Source organism: Shouchella sp. JSM 1781072, from assembly GCF_041949915.1.
In the GTDB taxonomy this organism is placed as follows: domain Bacteria; phylum Bacillota; class Bacilli; order Bacillales; family Bacillaceae_D; genus Shouchella.
Genome location: NZ_JBHFQE010000003.1, coordinates 335787 through 348790 on the forward strand (window position 1 = coordinate 335787; position 13004 = coordinate 348790).

Genomic DNA, 13004 nt, shown 5'->3' on the forward strand with positions numbered 1-13004 from the left:
TGTTGATTCTAAATTGAAATGTGAATCTTGTCAAACATTGTTGTATTTTGTGGAACCCCTTTCACATAAATTCTCGCAAAACCTTTATCCTTACCCTTTCTTTATCCATTTAAATCATTGAAGAAAATGGTAAACGTAAAAGTTTCTCCTAAACTACTTCGTTACCGAGTATATAACCCTTGTCTGATGCCCTTTTTTACGTAAAGCAAAAGTAAACAGGAATCATAAAAAAGAACCTTTACGAATGCTACTTCACTCATAAAGATTCTCTTTTTAACACGATCCATGAACACGAACAGCGCCATGAATTTTTTATTTTTCTTTTTGCTTATTTGGTAAGATTCCTTGCTCTCTTGCTAACGTCATTGCAATTTTTGGTGCTCCCCATAATAACGGCAAAAGCACAAGCGAAACCGGCACCGCCGCAATCACAACAAAGGATTGAAGCGCATTGACGCCTCCATTTCCAAAATTAATAAGGATCACTGCAATGAGTGCCATAATGATTGCCCAGAAAAACCGTACCGCTTTTGGTGGATTCCCTTCTCCTGTCACGCTCATCGCAAGCGAATAAGACATCGTATCCACCGTCGTTACCACAAATAATACAGTGAGTAATAAGAAAACAAACGGCATGATCGAACCAAGTGGCATCTGACTCGCAATCGCAATAATTGCAGCAGGTAGTCCATTTTCTGTCAGTGGTTCGCTCACGGACCCCGGCGTATTGATTTCATAAAAGATACCGGATCCACCTAAGATCGTGAACCACAGATTCGTGATGAGTGGGGTAATAATTGCCACAACGAGAAACAGCTCTCGGATTGTACGCCCTCGAGAAATTCGCGCAACTAACAACGCCACCATCGGTCCAAAACCGATAAACCAGCCAAAGAAGAACAGCATCCATGCTCCAGACCAATCGTTATCGCCTCGAAATGTACTCATTTCTATAAAGTTTGATACATACGTCCCTGTTGATGCAATATGAGCATCAATTAAAAAGATCCCTGGACCAAATAAAACGAGGAATGCCCCAATAAATAAAGCTGTATTCACATTTAATTTACTTAACCATTGAATCCCTTTTTCAAGTCCTGTCAGCGTGGAAATAATCACAATTGATGTGAGAAAAAGAATGATTAGAACTTGCGTCACATACGTATCTGGCCAACCAAAAAGCGCATTCACGCCATAACTTACTTGTAACCCAAGAAAGCCAATCGGTCCGATTGTACCTGCAGCTGCTCCAATAATACAAAACACATCAACCGCTACGCCCCATTTACTATCCTTGATACGATCTCCTAAAAGCGGATAGAGAATCGTCCGGGGTTTCAACGGCATTCCTTTATGATTGTGTGCATAAATCATGACAATGGAACAGATTGCACCGTAAACTGCCCATGCACCAAATCCCCATGATACGAAACTTTGGGCTAATGCAACTCGCACAGCGTCACTTGTCGTTTCCACTAGTCCACTATAGGTAGGTGGAACATCCATAAAATAATACATCGGCTCAGCCGCTGCCCAAAAGACGCCTCCAGCACCAAGACCAGTCGTCACGACAATCGCTACATACTTAAAGAACCCCATTTCCGGTTTCTCTAATTTCCCTAAACGAACAGCGCCTAATTTTGATACAGCTAAAACAGCTCCCACCAAAAAAGTCGCAAGTAAAAGCACTTGCCAGTACCCACCGAAGTACGTAATCGCAAATGAAAATCCTTTATCAACAAGAGATGACGTCATCTCCATATTTGTAAAAGCCATCACAACAAACAGCAGCAAAAACCCTCCGCTGATTAAAAATACTGGCCAATTTACGGTCTTTAACGCATGATGCGGACCTTTATCCATTTTCTTCCCCTCTCGTGTTCCCAAAACAATAAGACCTTACTTTAGCAAAAAACAGAGACAGTTTGGACAGAGGTTAGAATCAAATTTGCCAAAAGCAAATAAAAATCCTTATCTAGACGCTGAAAAACAAGGATTATTACATTTACGTTACAAGTTTGAAAGCGACAAACAAAACAGCCCCCATTGGAGACTGTTTCCTCATTTAAGCATCAGCCGCTGCTTTATCAATCATAACGTTGCCTTCTGCATCCAATAATGCCGTTAGGCTGACAGATCCGTTGTTCTAATCTTCGTCCAGAAGAATACCTATATAACAATGCAGCTAACCGCTACACAAGCTGTGCTGACTAGATCTTTTACATTTAAAAGGGATTAAATGAGGAGGTTCTTCTCAGTTTCATCTTTTCCACAAAGGGAAAAGATACGTAACTCTGTTAGGAAGGGAGGAATGCAACATGCTTTGGACAGTCTTAGTCGTCTTATTAGTCTTATGGTTGCTTGGTTTCATTGGGGAAATCGGCGGGAACCTTGTACATATTTTATTAGTTATCGCACTCGTTGTTCTCATATTCCAACTTATTTCTGGTCGCCGAAGACCGTAGCTTAACGAGCAAGGCATTGTGCCTTGCTTTTTTCTTGTTTATCAAATTTTTGTTTTCTAGAACGCTTATTGTTTCCCTTAATCAATTGAAACAAAACCTCTTTTCACCAAATTAAAAATAAAATTCTTAATTTAGTGAATAAAGAAAGAACACGCTTGGTAAATGTTTTCCAATATGGTAAACTTAACTTGAATTATGTAAAAATTAGTAAAGAGAAGGTGACCTATGAAGCAAATGCAGTTAGGCAAATTTAAAATGAAACGCGCAAGTGTATTAACAGCGGCAGCAGTAATTATGGCCGTACCTCTTTATTCTATCTCGAATCATGATAGCGGATTCACACAAGTTGCGAAAGCGGAAACAGCAACAGGAAGTATTGTTGAACCTGAAGTTCATCCAGTTATCTTATATCCTTACAGCAATGACAACAGCATCATGGATGTTGAAATACGTTTAGCCGGAAATCTCACTGTTCCACCTGACAACATGACTGATGAGTTGATTTTCACTGTCCAGTTACCTAGTGACATGACTCATTTATTTGGAACAGATGTGTTTAATGAAAATTTCCAACTAACGCCAAACCTTACCTTACTTAATGAAGACGGAGAGTTAGTTAGCAGTTACCCAGCAGTATCTGCTTCAGACCTTACATACAATGAAACGAACCATTCATTCTCTTTTAATCTTACACAGTATTTAGAATCTCATGACCTACAATTAGAAGGGACAAGCCATCGTGTCGATATCACGACAAGGTTTCCAGTCCCGGTTGAAGGCAATGAAGGGGAACACTTTATTCAATCCGCTCTATCCCTTGGCTATCCGAAAAATTTAGATCATGTATACAGTACAGGTTCGCATACGTTAACCCTTGTTGGGAATGAAGACGATACACCAGATCCTAACGACGATCAATCGGCACCTGATGAAGACGATATTGATCCACCATCTCTTCAAAACAGAAGTTTGTTGGACTGGCAGACCCAATATGAAGTCTTTTATACAGGGAATTTAGGTAGCCTTTCACTTAATAGCTCAATTTCGGAGCCCGTTACAATTAATACGAGTCAGATCGATAACCTTACGTACACATTACAACTGCCTGACGAGCTAGGGCATCTCTTGAAATCTGAGGAGTTCAGGGTACATGGTTTATTTGGTTTATTTGATGTGCCACTTGTTGGTGAAGACTCCGATTTAATCTTTTATGAGATGGAAGATCCTCCAATATCAAATGAATTTGTCTATTTAGATCATGTGACAAATAGTATACATGTTCATTTACAAGAATGGGTGGACCTCCTCGGTTATCAGTTCTCTGATGAAGCGTATCTCCATACTCATTCAATTCAATTTAACTATCCTCATGATAGCGTAACGGGAACACATGTGATAAAAACCGCTTATACAGATGGAATGATTGATCTTGCACAATTAGACAATCAACCAAATGAGCTTCTCATCGATTTTGATTCTGGCAAGCCTACTGATGACGGTTCTCCTGACGATGGAAACGATGATGAAGACCATACCGAAGAGCCAAAACCTGATTCTGGCGAAAGCGGTGATAAAGAGGATCAAGAAGATAAAGAAGATAAAGAAGATAAAGAAGACAAAAAAGATAATGAAGATCAGGATGACAAATCAGGTACGCCTACACCTAAAAATGATAAAGATAATATGAAGAAAGACGACACTAAAGACGTTGAAGAAGGTGGAAGACTCCCAAATACAGCGACGAATTACATTCCCTACTTATTCGGTGGAATGGCGTTAGCTACACTTGGCTTCGTGCTCCGCTTATCAACACGCCTTCGCTCTAAATATCAATAAACGACTCTTTTCTAATGAAAAACTCTGCAGCCATATTGTTGGCTGCAGAGTCATTTATTCATTCACGCGCTTTAGTTTGTTTCCAACTTTTCGATATAGATGGCCGTCTTCATCATGGAAGTATTTAAAACCGATTATGGAAAGTGGTCTCCACGTTTTTGTCCATTTTTTTTCAGAGTGTATGTACCCCACACGTCTTCCTCCTCTAGTGATCGTCGAACTATCAATATCATTATCTTTATAAAACGTTCAAATTACCAGTGAACATTTAAAGAAAATAATGGTAAGAATGTCGCGTTCAACCACACGTCTTCCATCTTTTTTGATACGATATGGCTAACACCTTGTTAACGGAGGAGAAAGTATGAAAATGTGCAGGCGTTCAGTTGTCTTAACGCTTCTTAGTTTGCTTGTATTAAGTGCGTGCACCATAGACCAGCCGAGTCATTTCACTGATTTAGAAGGCTTTCCCTCTCAAGACGACATTCGTTCTATAACTGTCATTTCGTTTGCTGAAGAAGACGACTTAAAACTTGGTATGACCCAACTAGAACCTGAAGTAGCAGCTACATTTTATTCCTTGCTCACTGATGTGGACATACGTAACGGTACCTACGAGGGCGGAGAGGAATATTCCGTTCGGTTGCAAACAAATGAAGAAACATTCCGCTTCTTACTTAATGAACATGGCAATATCTTGATTAACGGGGAAGCCTTTCATGGTACAAATACAGAAGAGCTTCTTTCCTTTATCCAACATGTAGACGACTGGGACTACCTTGAATAAAAAAATATGGAGGGTTCATGAAAAAACAATTTATCCCTATAGGCTTAGCCGTTGCGCTCCTATCTGCTTGTTCATCCCAAGACCAAAACGAGGAAACGGTTACGTACAGCTATGACTACCATGTCTATAACCGTACGCCAGATTTAAACGTGGATGATCAATTGCGTCAATACATTATTCCGTCAGCCTATGAAATCACGATGGATGAGTCATTTGATCGCGTGACCCGCTATCATTCTGGGCTCCCGCCATCCAATATGTTGTTTTGGCATAAACAAATATTCAACGAAATGAAAGCAAACATCGAAACGACAGCTTCCCTCGATGATCTTAAAACCGAGTTGCCGACATTAGAAATTCTGACAGAAAACAAGTACCAGCAATTCATCCTCACAAATGTTGATGACGTCCTTGAGAATCCAAACGATGATGAGATCGAACAAATGTTAGATGAGTTTTTAGAAACGGTTGAAAATCCACCAGATGAGCACTTGGAGCAGTATATCGTTGAAATGCTGTCATTCAGTTTAAAAGACGCTACATTTACGGAAATGGACGAGCCAATTGGCTTGTTTTCACATCAGATCGATTACGATGAAGATTCATATGAACATATTGCCTTTGTTGGGGAAACCAACACCACATATGTCACGGCTACCGTAACGATTCCGAACAATGAAACCGAAGAATATCGGCCAATTATGGATGATGCTCTCCATCATCTTACATTTGATCCAACTGAGTTTAGAGACAATCCGAACTACGACTTCGTTAACCCGATTAAGTATGATCCAGAAGGATTTGGAGACAGTTTCCCTGACGCAAAATTCTCCTTTCGGGCACCGTCCATGGCACAGTTTAGCCATTCATCACCCAGTGTGAACCCGTACAGCTTCAATTTCTCTCATTATTATTCAGACTCTGAAACGTTGGATCAGCAAAATAATGTGTCAAGCTTGTCTGTAAGTGTAGAGGAACGAGGCGAACAAAGTCGAGAAACGGAAGCTAGAGCCCAACGTCCACAGGACTTTGTTGTCCATGATGAAGATGAAGTCGTTGAAATCGACGCTATGCACAAAGACGAAACAATGGATAATGGGCTCTTCACAACTGCTATGCGAATCGAGTATAAAAGTGGCTTCGAAGAGTATCAGTTTCTTTATGAAACCGATGACCATGTGTTTGAAATTGAATTTACTCTCTCGCCTAATTCAATCGAGGCTGACGACCTTTTAAATGAATACATGCGTGTTGTACAATCTTTTGAGCTAGAGACATAGCCGGCCTCTTTTTTTCGAGGTCGGTTTTTCATTTCAAAAAATACGCCAAACTTAATTGATAATGATTATCATTTTTAGTATACTAAGGACTAGCAGATAGCTCATTAAAAAGGAGACGATCACATGCAGATTTATTGGACGAAGATTAATCAGATTATTGATGAAACACCGGAAGTAAAAACATATATGCTCGATACCCCTGAAGGATTCACGTGGGAAGAAGGCTCTCACACCCATTTTGCTTTTGAAGGCTTTAATGCTGGCGAAAAGCCGAACCGCAGCTTGATTCGCCACATGTCGATCTCCACATTGCCTCATGAACAATCGATTGGGATTACGACACGTATTAAAGAACAATGCTCAGAATTTAAATCCATCTTACGGAATCTTGGTATTGGCGATGAAGTCGCGATTTTTAAAACCCATTCCAACGTACCGTTAAAGCGCGAAAACAAAAATGTCTACTTATTATCAGCAGGCGTGGGCCTTGCGACATTCCGTCCGCTTGTGCTCGATTATTTTGACCGTGCGGATCACGTCAATCAGATTCATTCCCTTAATGTCGATTCATCGAAAGACTACTTATTCCCAAGCATTTTTAAAACGACAGCCGACAAGCATTTCACCGCACAATTCGTTGACAATCGCAAAACGTATTATGAAGAAGTGGAAAAACTCACGTCTGACGAAAACGGCCTTTTCTACATTGTCGGTAGCGATGAATTTCTACAAGAGACGATTAACCTGCTCCGGACAAACGGCGTTCAACCAGAACAAATCATGCTTGATAAGCACGAACAGCAACTGGCCACTTTTTTATCAGAAGAAGTAACTAATTGAATCGTGAAAAAACCAGCAGAATCTAATCCTCTGCTGGTTTCTTTTTATACGAGAATGACCCACAAAATCATCGTTATGACAATGGTGACAATTCCTTGCAAGAGCGTTGCCATCGTTTGTGCTTTATACGCATCGTTCACGGTCATTCCGGTAAATTGCGTCACGACCCAGAAGTAGCTGTCATTAACGTGCGACACCGTCATTGCACCGGCGCCCACAGCCATCACCACAAGGGCTAATGGAACTGCTCCTTCAATCCCCATCACAGGCAACATTGGTGCAACCAAGGATGACGTGATGACGAGTGCGGTTGTCGAAGAACCTTGTGCTGTCTTTAATGCCGCTGCAATCAAGAATGGCACGAGCAAAAACATCGCTCCTGTAAACATTCCGCCGATCTCCCAGTTTTGAATAATTTCTTCTACACCTGAATTGCGAATAACGGTACCAAATGACCCGCCGACACCTGTAATTAACAACACAGGCGCAGCATCTTTTAACGCTTGCCCGACCCAGCCATTCAGCGTTTCTTCATTAAAAGCTGGAAGTAATGGCAGGGCTGCAATCACACCTACTAAAAGCGCAATGACTGGTTTTCCTAAGAAAACAAAGAACGACGCTATGCCGTTATCCACTTCGGCAACAGTCAATATTGAGCCGACTGCAATTAAAAGAATTGGCAAGAGAATGGGCAAAAATGCTGAGAAGGTTGATGGCATTTTTCCAAATGAAGCAACGACTTTATCGTAATCGAATTCTTCACCGGTTGCCGATACATCTTCAGGTACCTCAATCTTCGTTGCCACTTTAATCGCCCAGAGATAACCAACTAACGTTGCAGGCACAGCGACGATGAACCCAATGAAGATCACCGTTCCTAAATAAGCATCTGCGCCAATATTCCCTGCCGCCGCGATTGGTCCTGGCGTAGGTGGAACGAGTGTATGCGTTGCATAAAGCCCTGTTGCTAGTGCTACAGACATGGAAGCCATTGAAACTTTCGCTCGTTTTGATAGCGCTTTCCTTAAACTGTTTAAAATAATAAATCCAGAATCACAAAATACAGGAATCGATACAATAAAGCCAATAATGCTCATTGCCAGCTGAGGATGCTTTGGTCCTACAATTCGAAGGACAACCTCTGCCATTCGATACGCCGCACCAGCTTTTTCAAGAATGACGCCAATAATGGTACCGAACACAATAACAAGACCAATACTCATTAACAGATTTCCAAAACCGGAATTAATGCTTTCAACGATTAAATCAAATGACATTCCCGATGCAAACCCTACAAATAGCGTTCCCATTAATAAGGATAAGAACGGATGAACCTTAAATTTGGACGTTGCAACGATAATGAGCAGAACCCCTAAGGCAATAATAAAAAATAACATCAACCTAACCCCCTTTTAGAGCAGGCATGTCAACCTGCTCCTTATTTAGTTTCGAGATGCAAAAAACGTTCGAACGACTTGCTCTGTCGCAAACGCGACGTATTCCTCGCAATGCTCAATCGCCTGCTGCAAATCCATTGGCCTGTTTACAATACTGAAGACGCTTGTGATTCCGTATTGATAGAGTTCTTCAATCCCTTGCCCAACGGAACCTGCAATCGCAATAACCGGAATTCCCTTCTTCTTTGCCGCTTCTGCTACGCCCATCGGTGTTTTACCTGAAGCAGTCTGGTAATCAATCTGCCCTTCTCCTGTTAACACAAGATCCGCGCCTTCAAGTTTTTGCTCCAATCCTGTATAGTCAATCACAAGATCAATGCCTCGCTTCATCGACGATGGGAAGAACGCTTGAAAGGCTCCACCAATCCCGCCAGCAGCACCTGCCCCTGCTCGATCATGAAGACGAATCGCCGTCTTTTGTTCAATTAAATCAGCCCACTTCGTTAAAGCAAGATCCAGCGTTGCGACCATCTCTGGCGTCGCCCCTTTTTGCGGACCAAACACTGCTGATGCGCCTGTTGGTCCAACAAAAGGATTTTGCACATCCGATGCAATCATAAAAGTCGATTGAGCAATTCGTTTATCAAAAAGAGAATCGTCAATAGAAGCGATGCGTCCGAGCTCTTCCCCGCCAAATCCAACAGCTTTTCCATCTCGATCTAACAGCTTCATCCCAAGCGCTTGAAGCATACCTGCTCCACCATCATTGGTTGCGCTCCCGCCGACTGCTAAAATAAAGGATTGATAGCCAGCATCTAAAGCCGCCTTGATAAGCTCTCCAGTTCCATATGTTGTCGTTACCATGGGGTTACGCTCATCCGACGAAATCAATACAAGTCCTGACGCGCTTGCCATTTCAATGACACACGTCTCGTTATCGCCTAATACCCCATACTCGGCTTTTACCGGCTGACACGTCGGACCTTTCACCATCACGGCTACTTTTTTTCCGCCTGTCGCAGCAACAAGGCTATCCATCGTGCCTTCTCCTCCGTCCGCAGCAGGAACCAAAACTGTCTCCGCTCCTGGAAGCGCTTTCGAAATCGCCCGCTCCATAACCGCCGCCACCTCGACAGCGGACAAGCTTCCTTTAAAAGAGTCTGGTGCAATCACTAGTTTCATGTTGTAACCACCTTACCTATTTCGTATAGTTTCCATTATAATTTGCATAGAAGGATTAATCATCGTGTATGATAGACAAAAAAGAAGCCTTTTTTGTATCATTATTTGTGTATGAATGATTTTTTTTAAAAAAAAGACGACATCCCTTGTGAAAAGGAGGCGCGCACATGTTAACAAACGACATTGCGATTGAAGTTGTGGAACAAACCACACGACGATTAAACCGACACATTAATATCATGAATCATACCGGCATGATTCTCGCCTCATCAGACCCCACTCGTGTCAATCAAATTCATGACGGTGCCGTTCACGTGTTGAAAACAGGCGAAAGTTTGACCATCTACAAAAAAGATCGTGCGAAATGGATGACCGCAAAGCCTGGAATCAACTTGCCGATTGAATTCCAAGGCATGATAATCGGCGTCATTGGCATTACAGGTAATCCAGCTGAGATTTGGGAGTTTGGCGAGCTCGTCAAAATGAACACCGAAATGATGATCACCCAAGCCCATCTGTTTGAACAATCCGAGTGGAAACAGCGCGTACGCGATCAACTCTTTCATGAGCTCATTCAGGAAAACGCGTCGCCACAGGCATTGGCAAATAAGGCAAAACAAGCACCGTTCCAGCTTGTCCCTCCTTTTCAAGTTAGCCTAATTCGCGCAAATGCCGTCAACATGAAGCGAAGCGTGCTGCTGAATCTCCTGTCCACAATTTTCAATGAACAAACGACCTTAATTGGCTATGCAACAGTGGATCAAGTTTATTTGTTAACGACGGCACAGCATTCTGACACCGTATCAAAAAAGGTGCAAAAGCTTCACGCTCTGCTCCAGCAAAAAAACGTCTCGGTTCACATCGCTACAGGCACTGCCCGGGATGACCTTTCTTCGATTGCGTCATCTTATCAAGAAGCGAAGGCTGGGCTTGAATTAGGGAAAGGACCGGTCACATCTTTTCATGAAATTCAAACGCGAGCGTTATTGCGTGAAATGCCATCGCAGTCGCAAAAACACTACTATGAATCCATTTTAGGAGACCTAGCGGAAAAATACCTCGACACCCTTGAACATTTTTTCACACACAACGGCAATATAGGTGAGTGCGCCAAATCGATGTTTATCCACCGCAACTCCCTCGTGTATCGTTTAAAGAAAATTCACGACAGCACAGGCTACGACCCACAACGGTTTGACGATTCTGTTCCGCTACAAATCGCCATTTGGTTGAAACGATTGAACGAAGACGAGATACGCCTTTAAAAAAACCTCTGACGACAGACGAAACCCTCCGTTCAGACTGTCACTCTTCGGGAGTCGCCGTCTGATTCGCTTCATTAAGACGAAAATTTAATCGTTCCCCCTTCTACGACTTTTGTCTGAGGTCCCCTCATGCAAATTTCTTACTTCCTCCTCCCCCTTTTCAACGATTCAAAACATTCTTCTCTTTCGTACAATGAATGTAACAAAACGAAGGAGTTGGATAAAATGAAAGAAGTGATCGTCATTACAGGTGCATCCAGAGGACTCGGGCGCACGTTAGCGCTCCATTTTGCAAAGAAAGGCTACCGCTTAGCCCTTTGCGCACGGAATGAAGAAGCCTTAGCACACGTAACAGAAGAAGCACGACGACTTGGCGCTGAAGTCGTGGCTGTTCAAGCAGATGTTGTACATGCGCAAGACGTGGACCGGTTTGTCTCCGTCGTGGAAGCCACCTATGGAACGATCGATGTGTTAATCAACAATGCGTCCATTTTCGGCTCTGGCCCGCGCCAATTAGTCGATTACGAGGAGCAAACGTTTCAAGAAGTGCTCACCACAAATGTATTAAACCCTTTTCTCATGACAAAACGTGCTCTTGCAACGATGCTCGCAAATAATCAAGGACTGATTATCAATATCACGTCCGCCGCTGGCAAAACAGGTTTCGCCGAATGGGGCGCTTATGGCGTATCCAAATTTGCGCTAGAAGGGTTAACCGAAACGTGGGCAGATGAATTGTCCGACACCAAAACGGAAATTTGTTTACTCGATCCCGGAGAAATGAACACAGCCATGCATGACATTGCTGTTCCTGATTGCGATTACCCGCTCCTTGAAACAGAAGAACTGCTGCCGCTGTTTGACCAAATTTTACAAAACAGAGGAACAGTTAACGGCAAACGCTTTGACATTTACCGCTACCTAGAGGAGGTCCAATCATGACGAATCTTATGTCGCTACATGACGCCTTCACATTGCCAGCACATCTTCATGCTCACACCCCGCCTGAGCGTATGAACGTTCATCGTGAAAATGTGAAGCTGCTTCATACAGAGAGGGGCACGGACCGTATTCACCATCACCAATTGAACGAGTTGACACAGATTTTACAACCAAACGACTTGCTCATCTTCAACCAAAGTCGAACGATTCCTGCTCAACTTTTTAGCGAAACGCAACAAGTGACGATTCGTTTGGCAAGGCAATTAAGCGAGACCAAATGGGAAGCATTGATTCTTAACAACGACGCTAACGCTTCACAAATTGCACTGCAGGAAGGGGTGATGGTTGAACTTCTTGGCACCGGGAGCGAGGCACCGTTAACACAAATCATGTTTCATCACGTGAACGAACCGATGTTGTCTTACCTCCATAAGTACGGGGAACCGATTCGGTATGAATACATCAACACGCCATGGCCACTTGAAGCGTATCAAACCGTCTTCGCCACGGCACCCGGTTCAATTGAAATGCCTTCCGCTGGACGCGCGTTTTCTTGGACACTCATTCAAGCACTAAAAAACCAGCAGATTCAAGTCGGCTTTCTGACCTTACACGCTGGCATTAGCTATTACGAAAACAACCAATGGCCAAATCCACTGCATCACCCAGAGTCTTACGCCATTCCTGCTGAAACCCTAACCGCCATTCAACAGGCAAAAGCGAAAGGGGGTCGCGTCATTGCAGTTGGCACAACGGTTGTCCGTGCATTAGAAACGTATGCGCAAGCGCCACATGCGTGCGAAGGCGAAACCCATTTATATATTCAAAAAGATACACCGTTACAGCTTGTGGACGGCTTACTGTCTGGCCTACACGAACCCCATTCCAGTCATCTTGATTTATTACGAGCGTTTTTGCCAGATGACACGCTGCTCGCAAGCTATCAACAAGCGTTGCAACACGAATACCTTTGGCATGAGTTTGGCGATCTTCATTTAATGCTGTAGAGG

The 13004-nt window shown here is 42.9% G+C and carries 12 protein-coding genes; 8 read left to right on the forward strand and 4 right to left on the reverse strand.

Annotated elements, in window-relative coordinates; all coding sequences use genetic code 11:
- Positions 1-312 precede the first annotated feature (312 nt).
- Entirely contained in the window at positions 313-1863 is a 1551-nt protein-coding gene (locus ACE1TH_RS15640; protein ID WP_375079457.1) for a BCCT family transporter, read from the reverse strand.
- 455 nt (positions 1864-2318) lie between these two features.
- On the opposite strand from ACE1TH_RS15640, the gene ACE1TH_RS15645 reads away from it, so the two are divergent.
- Positions 2319-2465 carry a lmo0937 family membrane protein gene (locus tag ACE1TH_RS15645; RefSeq protein WP_141556810.1) on the forward strand — a complete coding sequence of 49 codons (147 nt, stop codon included), beginning with the start codon at positions 2319-2321 and terminating at the stop codon, positions 2463-2465.
- Positions 2466-2690: 225 nt separating this feature from the next.
- Positions 2691-4301, forward strand: coding sequence for a hypothetical protein (locus tag ACE1TH_RS15650; protein ID WP_375079458.1), 1611 nt, complete (start codon positions 2691-2693; stop codon positions 4299-4301).
- 54 nt (positions 4302-4355) lie between these two features.
- Here the strand turns inward: ACE1TH_RS15650 and ACE1TH_RS15655 are convergent, their stop codons facing one another.
- Positions 4356-4493, reverse strand: a complete 138-nt coding sequence (locus ACE1TH_RS15655; protein WP_375079459.1) for a hypothetical protein — start codon at positions 4491-4493, stop codon at positions 4356-4358.
- A 172-nt stretch (positions 4494-4665) separates the two neighbouring features.
- Here ACE1TH_RS15655 and ACE1TH_RS15660 point away from each other — a divergent pair, with 172 nt between their 5' ends.
- The 3 genes from ACE1TH_RS15660 (at position 4666) to ACE1TH_RS15670 (ending at position 7208) form a co-directional block, all read left to right on the forward strand.
- Positions 4666-5088: a hypothetical protein gene (locus tag ACE1TH_RS15660; protein WP_375079460.1), complete on the forward strand. Its 423-nt coding sequence runs from the start codon at positions 4666-4668 to the stop codon at positions 5086-5088.
- Between the two features lie 17 nt (positions 5089-5105).
- Entirely contained in the window at positions 5106-6368 is a 1263-nt protein-coding gene (locus ACE1TH_RS15665; protein ID WP_375079461.1) for a hypothetical protein, read from the forward strand.
- A gap of 123 nt (positions 6369-6491) precedes the next feature.
- A complete protein-coding gene (locus ACE1TH_RS15670) occupies positions 6492-7208 on the forward strand; it encodes a dihydropteridine reductase (RefSeq protein ID WP_255224046.1) in 717 nt (238 codons plus the stop codon).
- A 44-nt stretch (positions 7209-7252) separates the two neighbouring features.
- On the opposite strand, the gene ACE1TH_RS15675 is transcribed toward ACE1TH_RS15670, so the two are convergent.
- Complete coding sequence (locus tag ACE1TH_RS15675) at positions 7253-8605, reverse strand: GntP family permease (RefSeq protein WP_375079462.1); 1353 nt, start codon at positions 8603-8605, stop codon at positions 7253-7255.
- Positions 8606-8650: 45 nt separating this feature from the next.
- Positions 8651-9787, reverse strand: coding sequence for a glycerate kinase family protein (locus ACE1TH_RS15680; RefSeq protein ID WP_375079463.1), 1137 nt, complete (start codon positions 9785-9787; stop codon positions 8651-8653).
- A gap of 167 nt (positions 9788-9954) precedes the next feature.
- Here ACE1TH_RS15680 and ACE1TH_RS15685 point away from each other — a divergent pair, with 167 nt between their 5' ends.
- The 3 genes from ACE1TH_RS15685 (at position 9955) to ACE1TH_RS15695 (ending at position 13001) form a co-directional block, all read left to right on the forward strand.
- Positions 9955-11052 carry a CdaR family transcriptional regulator gene (locus ACE1TH_RS15685; protein ID WP_375079464.1) on the forward strand — a complete coding sequence of 366 codons (1098 nt, stop codon included), beginning with the start codon at positions 9955-9957 and terminating at the stop codon, positions 11050-11052.
- Positions 11053-11277: 225 nt separating this feature from the next.
- On the forward strand, positions 11278-11994 hold the full coding sequence (locus ACE1TH_RS15690) for an SDR family NAD(P)-dependent oxidoreductase (RefSeq protein ID WP_375079465.1): 717 nt from the start codon (positions 11278-11280) through the stop codon (positions 11992-11994).
- Positions 11991-13001 carry an S-adenosylmethionine:tRNA ribosyltransferase-isomerase gene (locus ACE1TH_RS15695; RefSeq protein WP_375079466.1) on the forward strand — a complete coding sequence of 337 codons (1011 nt, stop codon included), beginning with the start codon at positions 11991-11993 and terminating at the stop codon, positions 12999-13001. The genes ACE1TH_RS15690 and ACE1TH_RS15695 overlap by 4 nt, the downstream gene beginning before the upstream one ends.
- Positions 13002-13004: the final 3 nt, after the last annotated feature.